The sequence below is a fragment of the Pseudoalteromonas sp. RW-H-Ap-1 genome (genome assembly GCF_048318575.1).
In the GTDB taxonomy this organism is placed as follows: Bacteria; Pseudomonadota; Gammaproteobacteria; order Enterobacterales; family Alteromonadaceae; genus Pseudoalteromonas.
In genome coordinates, this window is record NZ_CP166996.1 from 2,474,430 (window position 1) to 2,490,720 (window position 16,291).

The window sequence follows — 16,291 nt, forward strand, 5'->3', positions numbered from 1 at the left end:
GCCTGCTTTATAAAATAAAGCAGGCTTTGCCTATTAGTAATTTAATTCTAATGTAAACGTGCCACTATATGATCCATCGATATAATCACTAGTTGCAGCAACCGCTGTTGTGGTTAATGTTGCACCAAAATTAAAAGTTGCTTCGCCAGCTGAATCAACCTGAATGGTCGTTGTAGCTGCACTATTAGGCGTCGCACCAGTTAACACATAATACGTTGGAGTGCCCAAAGTAAATGCAGCAGTGCCCGCAGGTGCTGTATCAGGCGCAATCGCAGTTTCAGTCGGATTTGTAATGGTCAATGTACCAAAAGGAGACACGCCTGAAATTGAGAATGAAGCTGGTGTACCTGCTACTAAAATTGCAATTTCAGCTGCGGTTGCATCTGTAGAAGCCGTTGTAGGAGCAGTAGCAGGGTTTGCGGCTAATACTAATGTTGCAGTCTCCGTCCCCGTTAAATCACCAGAAGCCCTGATTGTACCAAAATTTAGTGGTGCATCATTCGTAAAGGTAAATGCGTTTTGAACTGTAACACCCGCTTGAAAAGAAGCAGTTTCTGCAGCCGCACCGAAAGAAAGAACAGTTATTGATGCAGCCAATGCTGCTTTAGTAAATATTTTGTTCATAGTTTTCCCTTAGACATAAAGTATAAACCTGTAAGTCAGGTTATGTTAAGTATCGGCCAAAATCACTAAAAAGTTAGAAAATATTTACTTTATTTTTATTTATAATAACAGGATGCAAAAATAAGCGTAAAAAACCTTAAACATCCTCTGAAAATACCGCTAAAGAACACTTATTACCCATTTTATAAAAAAACAAACACAATTGCGCTGCTTGCTGTTGATTTTTTAGCGGGCCTGCTACAACACTATAAAGCGTAGTTGATTCTTTTTGTTGCTCATTAATACGGTATTGCAAAATACTTCTCAATTGGGGATATTGCTCTTTTAGACGCTCCACTTGTCTTTTGGCTCCATTAGAAACTAAATAACGTCCAATTTGAACACCGTACATTACCTTGTTTGTACTGGTACTGTTGTCAGCTAAGATGGTTTCTGATGAGAGTTGTAAAGATTGCTTAGAGCCATATTCAACACGTTTTACTTTCTCTTTCATCGGCTCAGGTACGGTATCAATATCTGTTTGTGCAGAAAGAGCTTGAATCAGTAATAATAAGTCCTCTTCCATGGTGCTTAAACGCGCTATCTGCTCTTTGTTGTTATCCCATTGCTCTAGGTAAGGTTTTATATCTTTTTCACGCACAAGCTTGTCGCTTTGTGAGTCGGCGGGCATTAGCTGGTTGCTACAACCCGCTAATGCAAATGGTATTAGTAATATTATTAAACGAAGTTTCACTTTAAAGCACCTATTACAAAAAACTAGCTCTAACTATTATGCAATAAAAGCGCCAAATAAATAATTTATAATCTAATTGGTTTGTCAGTGTAGTTACTCACAAAGCAATCAACTTTATAGAATTTAAATACCTCACAATCATCCTCAGCACTTTTAAAGTTAAAATACTCACCTAATTTTAATCGATAATAGGTTTTGTTATTAACTTTTGCTTTTTCAATGTTTGTCGTGATTTTATCCTTAAACAAAGGCGCTGCTTTTTTGTTAATGTGCTTCCACTCTTTAGCAACACTTTCTTCTGAATCAAGCGACGCTACCTGCAAAGCAAATACCTTTTTTTGTATCAACCATTGCCACTTTTGTTACCTTAGATATTTGAGAAGCTACCTTTCTATTCATCCTAGAACTAATCGCTTTCACTGGCGAACGAACGGTTCGCTTACTGAAACTTTTTGAAGAGGCGGCGATCATTTTTGTAGGCACGCTAGCATAGCGACTGCTGTATCTTTGCCTTGGTCTCTCAACTTTATCAGACGTGCTTGCGTAGTTATTACCATGCCTGAGGTCTGGCGAGGTATTAGCCTTAATTGATGAACGCGCATAGCGATTGCTAACAGCTTGGTTAGATTTCGCTATTGCTTTACTGTTAATAATATCTAAATTATCAACTAAATATGTAAGCTCACGTTCTAACTTTAATAGTCTCTCTATACCAGAACGTGCTTGTTGCCATTGCAAAGCGGCATCTTTTAGCTGTGCAAGTTCAACTGCGGTGATAGTTACATATTCGGGTGAATCTTTAGACCTTTCATTTAATGAGGTTTTATCAGGCGATATCGTACAGCCACTCCCTATTAACATAAGTAAAGCTATAGCTAAATATCGGTGATACTTTACGCTGTATTCACACATTGATTGTTTCTCTTTCAACAGTTTCGACCGCTAAATTGAGCCAATTTGCGATTGGCTTAATAAAGCACGTTAACTACAAAACAACTTTAGTTAACATAAAGATTACATTACAAACCCAAATCTGTCTGTATAACTGCAAAAATAGTTATAATTAAATGTCTGTAAAAGCGATTTTACAATCAAAAAAAGCGCCATGTAGGCGCTTTGAATAATGATAAGTTTATTTAAATTAATGTTTTAATGAAGTTTTTAAGCTCATCAGCAAATTCATCACGGCGCAAAGCAAATTCTATCGTCGCCTTCAAATAACCAACTTTACTACCACAGTCATGGCTTCGGCCTTTAATAGCATAAGCGTCTACTTTTTCATCTTGCATAAGCATCGCAATTGCATCAGTCAGCTGAATCTCATCACCTGCACCTTGTGGTGTTTTAGCTAATAATGGCCAAATATTTTTACTCAACACGTAACGACCAACCACAGCAAGGTTTGAAGGTGCCTCGTCAATAGGTGGTTTTTCTACCATGCTCTTAATGGGTGAGCTCTCACCTTGGTTTAACTCAACATCACCTAAATCAACAACACCAAATTTATCTACTTGATCTTTAGGTACTGGTTCAACCATAATTTGGCTGTGTTTAGTTTGCTCAAAACGAGTGATCATTTCCGCTAAATTATCTTTTGTTAAATCACTTTCCACTTCATCGATAATAACGTCGGGTAAAATAACTACAAAAGGTTCATCCCCTATAATAGGGGCAGCACAGTTAATAGCGTGACCTAACCCTTTCGCCTCACCTTGACGCACATGAATAATCGTCACGTCTTTGGGGCAAATAGACTGTATTTCGGCAAGTAATTGCCGCTTTACACGCTTCTCTAACGTTGCCTCAAGCTCAAAGCTAGTATCGAAATGGTTTTCAATTGAATTTTTACTCGAATGCGTTACTAACACTATCTCTTTAATGCCAGCGGCAACGGCTTCGCTAACAACGTATTGAATAAGTGGACGATCTACAACTGGCAGCATTTCTTTTGGAATTGCTTTAGTGGCCGGCAACATTCGTGTTCCAAGGCCCGCTACAGGGATCACTGCTTTCATTATGCTCTCCTTATTTTTTAAACTGAAAATGGGTACTGAATCGCTTCATGGCATTGATAGCCAACCACCTCAAAGTCATCACGTGTTACCCATGTTTCTATATCTTCGAGTGATTTAATCTCTGGGTTGATTTTTAATTGGGGAGAAGCAAATGGCTCACGCTTTAACTGCACATCTCGCATTAAATCAAGCTGGTTTTCATAAATATGAGCATTGGTAATTTTATGATATGCCTTACCCGCTTTATGGCCGGTAATTTGGGCAACTAATGCAAGTAATACAAAACATTGAATTTGATTAAAATTAAGCCCCAATGGAACATCACAACTGCGTTGATATGAGGTTAAATACAGGGTGTCGCCCAATAATGAAAAGGTATGTGTGTGCATGCATGGGCGCAAGCAACCAAGTTCAAACTCACCGGGGTTATAAAATGTAATAATTTCACCGCGATCATCTATGCCATTTTTTAAGTTATTGATGACCTTTGCCAGTTGATCCAGTGTTGAACCATCAGGGCGTTGCCAGCCACGACCTTGAACGCCGTAAACGCGCCCCATATCGTCCTCACCTTTACGGTTAAGGTTATTAAGCCAGGCATTATTTTCATTGGCGTTAGCATCCCATGTTTTACAGCCTATATTACGAAACTGCTCAGCACTGTCGTACCCTCTTAAATACCCTAACAACTCAGCAATAGCCGCTTTGTAATAGCTCTTTCGAGTAGTGATCATAGGAAACTGATTATTCGCCACATCGTATTCTAAATCAGCGTTTATAACCGTTAAACAACGTGTACCGGTGCGTTTATTTTCAACCCACTGTCCTTGGTCAACAATACGCTGACATAATTCTAAATATTGTTTCATCTAACTTCTTCTTTTAAACTTTTGCCGCTGTTTGCGATTGTGGTTGTTTATAGGCCCAAATAAGTAAGCCTAACCCGCCAATGATCATAGGTAACGATAGGATTTGCCCCATTGAAATGAAGTCGGCAAATAACCCCAGTTGTGCATCTGGTTGGCGAAAATACTCAATACCAAACCTAAATACGCCGTAACCTAGTAAAAACAAACCCGACACACTTCCCGCAGGACGAGGACGCTTTATAAACCACAATAATATGACAAACAATACCAGCCCTTCAAAAAATGCTTCATAAAGTTGTGATGGGTGGCGTGCAAGCGGGCCTCCAGTTGGAAACACCATTGCCCAAGGAACATCGGTAGTACGGCCCCATAATTCGCCGTTAATAAAGTTACCTATACGCCCAGCAAGTAAACCAACAGGCACTAAAGGTGCTACAAAATCACCAACTTGCAATAACGACTTTTTACGCTTGTAAGCAAAAATAGCAATCGCAGTGATCACCCCAAGTGTGCCGCCATGAAAAGACATGCCACCTTGATCGATTCTAAATAAATACAAGGGGTTTTCAATGAAGTAACTAAATTGATAAAACAGAACATATCCAACACGCCCACCTAATATAACGCCCAGCATGCCGTAAAAGAGTAAGTCGCTGACTTCGTCTTTAGTCCAACCCGACCCTGGTTTCTTCGCTTGACGATTAGCAAACCACATCGCAAACGCAAAACCAATTAAGTACATTAACCCATACCAACGAACGCTAAGTGGTCCAACAGAAAATATTATTGGATCAATTTGAGGAAACTCCAGTGCCATAAAAATAAACCTTTAGCTAAAAACCATTTTAATAGCGATGAAAACCAGTAACATCGCGAAAACTTTCTTAATTGTATTCACAGGTAAGTAATGTGTTGCCTTAGCCCCAATAGGCGCTATAAACCATGAGGTAACAACAATCCCAAATAAAGCGGGTAAATATACAAACCCCATAAAACCATGCGTTAAGTCCGTTACATACCAACCAGCGCTGATGTAACCGATAGAGCCAAAAAAGGCAATTACAATACCACATGCAGCAGCGCAACCAATTGCCTTTTTAATATCAACCGAAAAATAATGCAACATAGGCACAAGTAATGCCCCGCCACCAATGCCAATTAATCCAGACAGTGAGCCCATTACCGCACTAATACTTCCCAGTACGGGACCTGCAGGTAAAGGGTGTTCTGCGCTCACTTTATTTCGAGCAGAAAGTACCATTCTCATCGCAATAAAAACCACACTGACCGCAAACACCGTTCTTAACATTTTCTCAGGGATAAAGCTGGCAGCAAAGCCACTAATCAATGCGCCAACGGCCACGCCCGACATAACCCAAGGAGCAATTTCCCAAGGCACATTATCATTTTTATGATGAGCTAACGCTGAAGAAGTGGAAGTAAATAAAATAGAGGCTAAAGATGTTGCAATAGCGATAACTAACACATGATCGGCAGCGGCCACGTCAAAACTAAGTAACAAACTACTTAGCACAGGCACAATAATTAAACCACCACCTATGCCTAATAGCCCTGCTAAAAAACCAACAATGCAACCTAACAGCGCACAACTTGCAACTAGAAGTCCTAGTTCATACATAGTTATCTCTAATACATTTAATTATATGTATATTTTAATTGATTATATAAACAATTACAGCTCTATCATTTAGGTGTATAAAATAAATCACCTAGCTGATGCTCTATCATAAAGTTACGGGTTAACCGTAGTACTTGTTTAGCGTTAGGCTGTGCCAAACAATCGCTCAGTAATTGTTCCATGTCGCTTACATTTAAGCGTCTTAATACCCACTTCACTTTGTTTAGCGACGATAAGTTCATGCTTAAACGTCTATACCCCATAGCAATCAGTAATATTGCGCCCTCGGGGTCGCCGCCAAGCTCCCCACATAAGCTAAAGGGCAATTCATAATGTTCACACTCGCTGGCAATATTATTTAATACACGCAATACCGCGGGGTGGTAAGGGTTAAATAAATCGGCTACACGGGCATTTGCTCTGTCTACGGCTAATAAATACTGAGTTAAGTCGTTACTACCTACTGAGCAAAAATCGACTTTTTTAGACCACTCTGGCAGCATAAATACACTTGAAGGTACCTCAAGCATGATGCCAATATCAGGCTTTTCTATAAGTTGCTCAGGAAATGCTTCACTTAACTCATAATAAGCTTGTTTAAATAGTGCCAGTGATTCTTCAACTTCATCAGTGCCGCTGATCATCGGTAACATTATTTTTAAATTACCTAAGCCAATATTGGCTTTTAACATCGCTTTGAGCTGATCTAAAAAAAGCTCGGGATGGTCTAAGCTAATTCTAATACCACGCCATCCTAAAAATGGATTTTCTTCGGTGATATTAAAATAATCTAAAACTTTGTCGCCACCAATGTCTAACGTTCGCATAACAACGGGGTTAGGGTAATAGCTACTAAGTACTTCTCGATACCAGTTTTCTTGTTCTTGCTGCGAAGGAAACTGTCCCTTTTGCATAAACCATGCTTCGGTTCTGTAAAGACCAACACCATCACAAATATGGGCGCTATTTTGTTGAGTATTAAGCTCAAGCCCTGCATTAAGTAATAAACTAATATGCTCACCGTCTAACGTGATTGAAGGCAATGCTTGTTCTTCTAAAAAACGATTATTGAGTAAGTTATCTTGGTGCTGTAATTCCGTATACTCATCAATAAGCATTTGCGAAGGTGAAATATATAAACGCCCAGCAAAAGCATCTAAAATCATTTCTTTGCTATCAAACTGCAATAGCGGTAAATCTTCGATGCCCCAAATCGCCGGCACGCCCATAGCCCGGGTTAAAATAGAGGCATGGCTATTGGCTGAACCATTAATGCTCACAACCCCAGCCAAACGCTCATTGGGTACCTCAGCTAACATAGCTGGCGTTAATGTATGCGCTATTAAAATGGTGTTTTCAGGGTAGTCTTTTATTGCATGCTCGGTATTCACTAAATGATGCAGCACCCGTAAACCAATGTCTTTAACATCAACCGCACGCTCTTTAATATAAGGGTCTTGCATTTCGTTAAACTGCGCTACTAAACGTTCAATCACAATTTTTAATGCACTTTTTGCACACCACCCTTCTTGTAATTGAGCCTCTACATTATGACCTAAACTTTTAGCATCTAATAATTGCTGATACACATCAAATACAGCCAACGCCTCTTGCGGTATGCTGTCGCTCAATGTCATCGATAAGGTGCTAAATTCTTTGCGCGTTGCAGCAACCGCTTGTGTAAATAAACGACGCTGTTCAATAACATCGTTATTCTTAGTAAGTTCTATAGACTTAAAATTAAGTTTAGGAATAACAACAAAAGCTTTACCAATACTTATACCTGGCGCGCTAGAAACCCCTTTTAATACCGATGTTTGATGGGATGACTCATCTTGGCGTAATACTTCTTTTATTTCAGCGTGGGCTAATTGCGAAGCTAACTGCGCAGAAAGGGTAATTAAAAACGACTCCTCATCTTGAGAAAATACCCGCGCCATTTTCTGTTGAACAACAATAACACCTAACACTTTTTTTTGGTGAACAACAGGCACGGACAAAAAGGCGTTATAGCCTTCTTCGTTAACTTCTGGGGAGAGCTTAAAGCGAGGATGCGACTTGGCAAAGGCAATATTAATTGCTTCTTCACGCTGGGCAACAAGCCCTACTAAACCTTCGGTAAAGCCAATTCTAAATTTACCTACCGCATCAGGGTTTAACCCTGATGAGGCCATCAGTACAAAGTTATCTTGACTATAATCGGCAAAATAAATGGAGCAGCACTGGGTATTCATGGCATCTTTTACCATTTTCACAAAGCACACTAACGCGTCGTCTAAATTCGCTTGTTGCGAAACAGACTCAGCTATCGTTCTGAGTGTTGCCAGCATACACTGCTCCTTTTTATGAAAAACTACCTTTTATTCCGCCAGTGATCTTTTTGTTGCTCTCGCTTATTAAAAGGCATAGCAAAGGGAGCAAACTCTTTCATAACACGTCGATAAACATCCCGTTTAAACGACACAACCTGCCTAACCGGATACCAATAACTCACCCACCGCCAATCATCAAATTCAGGATGGTGGGTTTTTAGTAAATTAACATCTTCATCTTTGCAGCGTAGTTTCAATAAAAACCATTTTTGTTTTTGCCCAATACACACCGGACTTGAATCGCGGCGGATTAATCGTTTGGGTAATTTATAGCGTAACCAATGTTTTGAGCTTGCAACTATTTCTACATCTTCTGGTCGCAAACCTACTTCTTCGTGTAATTCACGGTACATAGTTTGTTCTGGTGTTTCGCCATCATCAACACCACCTTGGGGAAATTGCCAAGAATGTTGACCATAACGTCTGGCCCAAAACACCTGCCCCTGATTATTGCAAATCACAATTCCGACATTGGCACGAAAACCTTCGGCATCAATCACCTTAGTGCCTCATTTGTAAGTCGATTTTTTATGATTGTTCCACATTAGTTGCAATACGGCAAATACTATTACGTGCAAGCCTTGTTAACACCTTCGCTTGGGGTAAATTAATAGCGATAGATACGAATAACAAACAACCCTAGCAAATAAATACATAAAAACCACACGGTTTGTGCTGGTTACTCACAGCTTGTGCATAACTTTTGTAAAACACGCTCATTTAGCAAACAAATCCACAATACAAGATCGAAAAAGTGATGTTCTCCACAGATTCTGTGGATAAACATGTTCATACATCTGTATTTATCCTTACAACAATTATAGACCTTAATTAAAACTGAACGCTAAAAACAAAAAAAACAATACAGTTCAGCTACTTATCTAAAACTATAGTTTTAAAGCCGTGCATAAAATTGCACCAGCCACACCAAGTTCAAAAATCAACCAACCGCTAAAGATATCCACTACCACGCTAATTTGCTATCATGGCGTTGGTATTTATTCAACTAAAATAACAGTATGCAACCTTTAAAACCCCATTCAATCAATCAATTAATGCAACGCGTCGATACGATTGCCGGCCTCACACTAGGTCAATTGGCGCAGCAGTATCATTTTAAAACACCTGATGATTTGTTACGTGAAAAAGGCTGGACAGGGCAACTGATTGAGTATGTATTGGGGGCTACGGCTGGTTCAAAACCGCTCCCCGATTTTGAAGATTTAGGCATTGAACTTAAAACACTGCCCATTTCATATAAAGGCAAACCATTAGAAACCACGTTTGTGTCGGTAACCCCGCTAATAAATGTAACCGGTATGACCTGGCACTCAAGTAATGTTCGAAAAAAGTTAAATCATGTTTTATGGCTACCTATTTTAGGCGAGCGCGATATAGCACCGTTTGATAGAACCATTGGCAGTGGCTTTTTATGGCAACCTAGTGCAGCACAAGATGCTCAATTGCAGCGAGACTGGGAAGAACAAATGGAGCTTATAGCCCTTGGTAGAGTTGACGAGATATCAGGACATTTAGGGGATGTAATGCAAATACGCCCAAAAGCAGCGAATAGCCATATTGTTACCGATGCCATAGGCCCAAATGGGAAAATAATTAAAACCTTGCCTCGTGGTTTTTACTTAAAGACCAGTTTTACCGGCGAGATTTTAAAGCAGCAATTTCAGCTTTAATTGATGAAAAGTAACTAACGTTCGGCGAGTCTACTTTCTTACTTGTTCAACCTAGACATTTGCACTGCAAGCTTAACGTCCTTTGCTCGATGCTCGTAGCCCGTTCCTTTGTCTCTTTTTTGCTATTTTTTACAAAAATCCCCGCATAAGCGAGGATTTTTATAATCTTAAATATCAGATTCTGATTAGAGAATTACTGACCTTTAACTTCTTTTAAACCATTGTAAGGTGCTTTAGCGCCTAATTGCTCTTCAATACGAAGCAATTGGTTGTACTTAGCAACACGATCAGAACGGCTCAATGAACCCGTTTTAATTTGACCTGCAGCAGTACCTACCGCTAAATCAGCAATGGTTGCATCTTCAGTTTCACCTGAACGGTGAGAAATAACCACTGTAAAACCTGCATCTTTTGCCATTTTGATTGCTGCTAACGTCTCTGTTAGTGAACCAATTTGGTTAAATTTAATTAAGATTGAATTAGCAATACCGTTATCAATACCGCGTTTTAAAATCTTAGTATTGGTTACGAATAAGTCATCACCCACTAATTGAACTTTATCGCCCATTAGTTTAGTTTGGTGTGCAAAGCCATCCCAATCAGACTCATCTAAGCCATCTTCGATTGATACAATTGGGTATTGCTCAGTTAAATCTTTTAAGAAGTGGTTAAACTCTTCAGATGTAAATTGCTTACCTTCACCTTTAAGGTCATAGATATTTGCTTCTTTGTTATAAAACTCAGAGGCCGCACAATCAAGTGCAAGGGTAATATCTTTACCAAGCTCATAACCGGCATTTGCAACTGCTACTTTAATGGCTGCAAGCGCAGCTTCGTTTGATGAAAGGTTTGGTGCAAAACCACCTTCGTCACCTACAGCTGTTGAATGGCCATCCGCTTTAAGTACTTTAGCTAGGCTATGAAATACTTCAGCACCCATACGCAATGCTTCACGGAAGTTAGTAGCACCCACAGGCTGAACCATAAATTCTTGAATATCTACTGAGTTATCAGCATGCTCACCGCCATTGATGATGTTCATCATTGGTAATGGCATAGAGTAAACACCTGGCGTGCCATTTATGTCCGCAATGTGCTCGTAAAGCTCTACTTTTTTAGATTGTGCTGCCGCTTTAGCGTTGGCAAGTGAAACCGCTAAAATAGCATTAGCACCTAGTTTTTCTTTGTTTTCAGTACCATCTAAATCAAGCATTACTTGGTCTACATCACTTTGAGTAAGTGCATTTTGACCTTTTAGTGCTTCTGCAATTTCGTTATTAATAAAGCCAACCGCTTTTAATACGCCTTTACCTAAGTAACGCGCCTTGTCACCATCACGTAATTCTAATGCTTCGCGAGTTCCTGTAGATGCGCCTGAAGGTGCAGCAGCACGGCCCCACGAACCATCAGCTAAATATACTTCAGCTTCAACAGTTGGGTTACCACGCGAGTCCATAATTTCACGACCGATTACTTTTACGATTTCTGACATCTTGATTCCTCTATATTCCCAAAATGGTGAGTGCGGCTAACCTGAGTTTGGCTAGCCTTAGAAACAAAAAAGGCCGCGCATCATGCACAGCCTTTTTAAATTACGAAGACGCTTTTTGGTAGGTATGAGCCGCAGCTACAAACCCTTCAAATAGCGGGTGACCATCACGTGGTGTTGAAGTGAATTCCGGGTGGAATTGCGCTGCAATAAACCAAGGGTGATCTTTATTCTCAATAATCTCTACTAGTTTTTTATCTTCAGATAAACCTGTAAAGCTCAAACCAGCTTGCTCAAGCTGTGCTACAAAGTTGTTGTTAACTTCATAACGGTGACGATGACGTTCAACAATCTCGTCGCTGCCATACACGCCATGTACCTTAGAGCCAGGTGTTAAATGACATTTTTGTGCGCCTAAACGCATAGTGCCACCTAAATCAGACTTTTCGTCACGTAGTTCAACATTACCTTCAGCATCTAACCACTCGGTAATTAAACCAACCACTGGTGACTCTGAATTTGCGTTAAATTCAGTTGAGTTTGCATCAACTAAACCAGCAACATTTCGTGCGTATTCAATAAGCGCAACCTGCATACCTAAACAAATACCTAAGTAAGGCACTTTGTTTTCACGGGCATATTTAGCCGCTAAGATCTTACCTTCAACACCACGACCACCAAAACCGCCCGGTACTAAAATAGCATCTAAACGAGAAAGTACATCAGTTCCTTTGGTTTCTATGTCTTGTGAATCAACATACTGAATATTAATGGTTAAACGATTTTTCAGTCCTGCATGTTTTAATGCTTCGTTTACTGATTTGTATGCATCTGGTAATTCAATATACTTACCTACCATACCAATCGTCACTTCACCTGTTGGGTTAGACTCTTGGTATAATACTTGTTCCCACTCAGCTAAATCCGCTTCAGGCGCGTCTAAATGAAAACGACGACATACAAAGTTATCTAACTCTTGCGATTTTAATAGCGCAGGAATTTTATAAATACTGTCTACGTCAGGTAGTGAAATAACGGCTTTTTCTTCAACGTTTGTGAACAATGCAATTTTTGCACGCTCATTATTTGGCAATTTACGGTCTGAGCGACAAATAAGAATATCTGGTTGAATACCTACCGAGCGTAACTCTTTAACTGAGTGCTGAGTTGGTTTTGTTTTCACTTCACCGGCAGGGCCTAAGAATGGCACTAAGGTTAAGTGAATGAAAAGTGCGCGTTCACGACCAATTTCTGTACCCATTTGACGAATTGCTTCGATAAATGGTTGTGATTCAATATCGCCTACCGTACCACCAATTTCAACGATTGCTATATCATGGCCTTCTGCGCCATCATAAACACGTTGCTTAATGTCATTGGTAATATGAGGAATAACCTGAATAGTTGCGCCAAGATATTCACCACGTCTTTCACGACGTAGTACATCTTCATATACGCGCCCCTGCGTAAAGTTATTACGGCTGGTCATTTTGGTGCGAATAAAACGTTCGTAGTGACCTAAATCAAGGTCCGTTTCTGCGCCGTCTTCGGTAACGTATACTTCACCGTGTTGAATTGGGCTCATTGTGCCTGGGTCAACGTTGATGTAAGGATCCAGCTTTAGAATGGTAACATCTAAGCCACGGGCTTCTAAAATAGCGGCCAATGATGCTGCTGCAATACCTTTACCCAACGAAGAAACAACTCCGCCAGTAACGAAGATAAATTTTGTACTCATGCGAACCCTAGAATATCAGGAATTAAAAGGAATATAATACCCAAACAAGTGATTTTGGAATATAAACAAGACGGGGCGAAATTGTACCAAAACATAGCTAAGCAATCCAGCTATAAATAGCAAATCTGTGCACAAAAAACAGACATTTTTTATGTCCCTATTTATTTAATTTTTTTATTGCATCCCATGCCGCATCCATTTCCTCTAAAGACGCTGACTCAATACATTTACCCTGGGCAATTAAGTAATTTTGCACCTTTTCAAATCGTGCAGAAAACTTATCGTTGGCACTACGAAGCAATTGCTCTGGATCACGTTTAACATGACGTGCTACATTCACGGTCGCGAACAACAAATCACCTAGCTCTTCTGCTGTATGCGCTGAGTACGGGTTATGAGCTAAGGCTTCTTTCACTTCCTCAACCTCTTCACTCACTTTATCTATAGCGCCATGATAAGTAGGCCAATCAAAGCCTAAAGCGGCTACACGTTGTTGAATTTTTTTAGCTTTTGTTAAGCTAGGTAAACTGTTTGGTATATCTTGCCAAAGTATTGAGCTTTCATCTTGGGCTCTAGTAGCACGCTCTTGTGCTTTTATTGCTTGCCATTGCGCGGCTAATTCGGCATCAGTTGTGGGTGTGTCTTGCGATGAAAATACATGCGGATGACGGCGCACTAGCTTCTCATTTAACTGAGCCACCACATCATTAAAGTTAAATAATTGCTGCTCTTGCGCTAGTTGCGCATAAAACACGATTTGAAATAACAGATCACCTAGTTCACCTTTAAGTTCACTTAAATCGTCGCGCTCAATACAATCAGCCACTTCATAGGCTTCTTCAAGAGTGTGAGGTACGATTGACGCAAACGTTTGCTTGAGATCCCAAGGGCATCCGCCCTCAGGGTTTCTCAGTGTTTGCATTATTTCCAGCAGTTGGCTTAAAGCCTCATTGTTAGCCTGATTACTGCCCTCGTTTTGCACTGTGTACCCCTTCGATCTGATGTAACTTAGACAGCACTTTGTTTGTGCCCTGCAAGTCATGCACTTCAATTTGCATCACAAAAATAGCAGTTTGAGTGCTATCAACCGTGTTTACGTTCATATTGAGCACATTAACTTTTTCATTGGCAAGTGCAGAACTGATGTCACGAATTAAGCCAGAACGATCACTGGCTTCAATACGAATAGTTAAGGCGTAAGAGCTACTAATATCATCTGACCAACTCACTGAAATAACACGCTCGGGGTGCTTGTTTTTTAAATTACTAAACGAATCACAATCCTCTCGGTGCACCGCAATACCGCGTCCTTGAGTAATATAACCAATGATTTCATCACCAGGTACTGGGCGACAACAACGCGCAACATGGCTCATTAAACTGCCGACCCCATCCACTACAATACCGTTTTTATCACCAGTCACTTTACTAGGCGATTTGAAACGAATTACCGGCTCATGCTCTGTTCTGTCGGTAATAAAGTTAAGCATTTGGTTAAGACGAATATCGCCTGCGCCAATGGCGACCATTAAGTCATCAAGTTCTCTAAAATTAAAACGCTTTATAGCGGGATCTAAATCTTTATAAGTTAGCTCTAATTTTTGTAACTCACTATCAAGAATCTCTTTACCCGCACTTAAATTTTTATCGCGGTCGAGCTGTTTAAACCAATGGTGAATTTTGGCTCTAGCGCGAGACGATTTAATGTAACCTAACGATGGATTTAACCAATCACGACTTGGGTTTGGCTGCTTTTGGGTTAGTATTTCAACTTGGTCACCAGTGCTTAACTGATGAGTAAATGGCACTATTTTGCCAAATATTTTTGCGCCAATACATCGATGCCCTACATTGGAGTGAATGTAGTAAGCAAAATCAAGAGGCGTTGCTCCTAGTGGTAAGTCAAAAATATCGCCTCGAGGGGTAAACACATACACACGATCTTCAACCACTTGGTTTTTAAGCTCTTGTGCTAAATCGCTGCCATCGACCACTTCTTCTTGCCATTGCAGTAACTTACGCAACCAGCTAATTTTTTGCTCATAGCCTGAACCACGCCCTGGTAATGCCCCTTCTTTGTACATCCAATGCGCGGCGACACCTAACTCAGCATCTTGATGCATGTCGTGCGTTCGTATTTGAATTTCAACGGTTTTACCCTCAGGGCCAAATACCACCGTATGAATAGACTGATAGCCATTTTGTTTTGGGGTCGCAACGTAGTCGTCAAACTCTTTATTTAAATGACGCCAATTAGTATGCACTATGCCTAGGGCGCCGTAGCAATCTTGCAATCGTTCAACCACAATTCGCATAGCGCGTATATCAAATAGCTGATCAAACTCGTAGTTCTTTTTCGCCATTTTTTTATAAATGCTGTAGATATGTTTTGGCCTGCCGTACACCTCAGCTTTAATACCCGCTTCATGGAGGCGTTGTTTGACCTGCTCAACCATATCAACCATATATGCTTCACGGGCAAGGCGCTTATCATCGAGTTGCTTAGCAATGTTTTTATAAATATCGGGATGCAAATAACGAAAAGCTAAATCCTCTAGTTCCCATTTTAATTGACCAATACCAAGACGATTCGCAAGCGGTGCAAATATATCAGCAGTTTCTTTGGCGGCAACTACTCGCTCTTCTTCAGCGGCATCTTTGACGTTGCGTAAATGGCAAACCTGTTCGGCTAATTTAATCACCACAGCGCGCACATCTTCCACCATAGCAAGCAGCATCCGGCGAATATTATCGACCTGCACAGTGCCGTTGCCTTGGTGAGCTAAGGTGCTTATGGTGGCCATTTGTGACACACCTGTAAGCAGCACTGCAACATGATTGCCTAAATGCTCTTCTACTGCATCTATGCTCACTACATCATTTAAATAATAAGGGGTTAAATAAGCAGTGGCTAAAGAGTCTGCATCTAAATTTAGCTCTACTAAAATCTCTACCATTTCTATAGCGGTATTTTGTCGCTCGCTGTTATCGCACGTTTGGCAAAGCTGCTGCGCTTTATTGAGTAAGCTAATTTTTTCCTGAGACAAATCAAGAGATTCTACGCGCGAAAAAAAGTCACCCGCTTTGTCATGTTGATGAGATTGACGTGTCGCTACCATAA

15 protein-coding genes are annotated in these 16,291 nt (G+C 40.4%); 1 reads left to right on the forward strand and 14 read right to left on the reverse strand.

Features of this window, described 5'->3' with window-relative positions; all coding sequences use genetic code 11:
• Nucleotides 1-33: 33 nt before the first annotated feature.
• The 10 genes from AB8618_RS11880 to rppH all read right to left on the reverse strand — a co-directional run bounded on the left by AB8618_RS11880 (nucleotide 34) and on the right by rppH (nucleotide 8,752).
• Nucleotides 34-624, reverse strand: coding sequence for a hypothetical protein (locus AB8618_RS11880; protein ID WP_409423695.1), 591 nt, complete (start codon nucleotides 622-624; stop codon nucleotides 34-36).
• Nucleotides 625-760: 136 nt separating this feature from the next.
• Entirely contained in the window at nucleotides 761-1,357 is a 597-nt protein-coding gene (locus tag AB8618_RS11885) for an SPOR domain-containing protein (protein ID WP_409423696.1), read from the reverse strand.
• 65 nt (nucleotides 1,358-1,422) lie between these two features.
• Nucleotides 1,423-1,680, reverse strand: coding sequence for an SPOR domain-containing protein (locus tag AB8618_RS11890; protein WP_418157306.1), 258 nt, complete (start codon nucleotides 1,678-1,680; stop codon nucleotides 1,423-1,425).
• Nucleotides 1,661-2,218 carry a hypothetical protein gene (locus AB8618_RS11895; protein ID WP_418157307.1) on the reverse strand — a complete coding sequence of 186 codons (558 nt, stop codon included), beginning with the start codon at nucleotides 2,216-2,218 and terminating at the stop codon, nucleotides 1,661-1,663. Before AB8618_RS11895 ends, AB8618_RS11890 begins: the two co-directional genes overlap by 20 nt.
• 275 nt (nucleotides 2,219-2,493) lie before the next feature.
• Nucleotides 2,494-3,372 carry a UTP--glucose-1-phosphate uridylyltransferase GalU gene (galU, locus tag AB8618_RS11900; RefSeq protein ID WP_413400649.1) on the reverse strand — a complete coding sequence of 293 codons (879 nt, stop codon included), beginning with the start codon at nucleotides 3,370-3,372 and terminating at the stop codon, nucleotides 2,494-2,496.
• 17 nt (nucleotides 3,373-3,389) lie between these two features.
• A complete protein-coding gene (locus AB8618_RS11905) occupies nucleotides 3,390-4,241 on the reverse strand; it encodes a thymidylate synthase (protein WP_413400650.1) in 852 nt (283 codons plus the stop codon).
• A 13-nt stretch (nucleotides 4,242-4,254) separates the two neighbouring features.
• The gene (gene lgt / locus AB8618_RS11910; protein WP_055013228.1) at nucleotides 4,255-5,058 is read right to left on the reverse strand and encodes a prolipoprotein diacylglyceryl transferase; all 804 of its coding nucleotides are present in this window, start codon (nucleotides 5,056-5,058) and stop codon (nucleotides 4,255-4,257) included.
• A gap of 12 nt (nucleotides 5,059-5,070) precedes the next feature.
• Entirely contained in the window at nucleotides 5,071-5,880 is an 810-nt protein-coding gene (locus AB8618_RS11915) for a sulfite exporter TauE/SafE family protein (RefSeq protein ID WP_413400651.1), read from the reverse strand.
• A gap of 65 nt (nucleotides 5,881-5,945) precedes the next feature.
• Nucleotides 5,946-8,210, reverse strand: coding sequence for a phosphoenolpyruvate--protein phosphotransferase (gene ptsP / locus AB8618_RS11920; RefSeq protein ID WP_178956443.1), 2,265 nt, complete (start codon nucleotides 8,208-8,210; stop codon nucleotides 5,946-5,948).
• Between the two features lie 23 nt (nucleotides 8,211-8,233).
• The gene (gene rppH / locus AB8618_RS11925; protein WP_008111786.1) at nucleotides 8,234-8,752 is read right to left on the reverse strand and encodes an RNA pyrophosphohydrolase; all 519 of its coding nucleotides are present in this window, start codon (nucleotides 8,750-8,752) and stop codon (nucleotides 8,234-8,236) included.
• A gap of 519 nt (nucleotides 8,753-9,271) precedes the next feature.
• Here rppH and mutH point away from each other — a divergent pair.
• Nucleotides 9,272-9,943, forward strand: coding sequence for a DNA mismatch repair endonuclease MutH (gene mutH, locus AB8618_RS11930; protein WP_413400652.1), 672 nt, complete (start codon nucleotides 9,272-9,274; stop codon nucleotides 9,941-9,943).
• Nucleotides 9,944-10,136: 193 nt separating this feature from the next.
• Here mutH and eno read toward each other — a convergent pair whose 3' ends face one another.
• From eno to relA, 4 genes are all read right to left on the reverse strand, one after another.
• The gene (gene eno / locus AB8618_RS11935) at nucleotides 10,137-11,435 is read right to left on the reverse strand and encodes a phosphopyruvate hydratase (RefSeq protein ID WP_413400653.1); all 1,299 of its coding nucleotides are present in this window, start codon (nucleotides 11,433-11,435) and stop codon (nucleotides 10,137-10,139) included.
• Between the two features lie 100 nt (nucleotides 11,436-11,535).
• Complete coding sequence (locus tag AB8618_RS11940; protein ID WP_138608144.1) at nucleotides 11,536-13,170, reverse strand: CTP synthase; 1,635 nt, start codon at nucleotides 13,168-13,170, stop codon at nucleotides 11,536-11,538.
• 157 nt (nucleotides 13,171-13,327) lie between these two features.
• A complete protein-coding gene (gene mazG / locus AB8618_RS11945) occupies nucleotides 13,328-14,152 on the reverse strand; it encodes a nucleoside triphosphate pyrophosphohydrolase (RefSeq protein WP_409423702.1) in 825 nt (274 codons plus the stop codon).
• A complete protein-coding gene (gene relA, locus AB8618_RS11950; protein WP_138608148.1) occupies nucleotides 14,133-16,289 on the reverse strand; it encodes a GTP diphosphokinase in 2,157 nt (718 codons plus the stop codon). The genes mazG and relA overlap by 20 nt, the downstream gene beginning before the upstream one ends.
• Nucleotides 16,290-16,291 lie beyond the last annotated feature (2 nt).

Excerpts from the sequence above, each read along its gene's own strand:
- mutH (WP_413400652.1), top strand. The coding sequence starts at position 9,272 with ATGCAACCTTTAAAACCCCATTCAATCAATCAATTAATGCAACGCGTC.
- AB8618_RS11880 (WP_409423695.1), bottom strand. The coding sequence starts at position 624 with ATGAACAAAATATTTACTAAAGCAGCATTGGCTGCATCAATAACTGTT.
- AB8618_RS11915 (WP_413400651.1), bottom strand. The coding sequence starts at position 5,880 with ATGTATGAACTAGGACTTCTAGTTGCAAGTTGTGCGCTGTTAGGTTGC.
- AB8618_RS11905 (WP_413400650.1), bottom strand. The coding sequence starts at position 4,241 with ATGAAACAATATTTAGAATTATGTCAGCGTATTGTTGACCAAGGACAG.
- lgt (WP_055013228.1), bottom strand. The coding sequence starts at position 5,058 with ATGGCACTGGAGTTTCCTCAAATTGATCCAATAATATTTTCTGTTGGA.
- ptsP (WP_178956443.1), bottom strand. The coding sequence starts at position 8,210 with ATGCTGGCAACACTCAGAACGATAGCTGAGTCTGTTTCGCAACAAGCG.
- AB8618_RS11895 (WP_418157307.1), bottom strand. The coding sequence starts at position 2,218 with ATGTTAATAGGGAGTGGCTGTACGATATCGCCTGATAAAACCTCATTA.
- eno (WP_413400653.1), bottom strand. The coding sequence starts at position 11,435 with ATGTCAGAAATCGTAAAAGTAATCGGTCGTGAAATTATGGACTCGCGT.
- AB8618_RS11940 (WP_138608144.1), bottom strand. The coding sequence starts at position 13,170 with ATGAGTACAAAATTTATCTTCGTTACTGGCGGAGTTGTTTCTTCGTTG.
- galU (WP_413400649.1), bottom strand. The coding sequence starts at position 3,372 with ATGAAAGCAGTGATCCCTGTAGCGGGCCTTGGAACACGAATGTTGCCG.
- relA (WP_138608148.1), bottom strand. The coding sequence starts at position 16,289 with ATGGTAGCGACACGTCAATCTCATCAACATGACAAAGCGGGTGACTTT.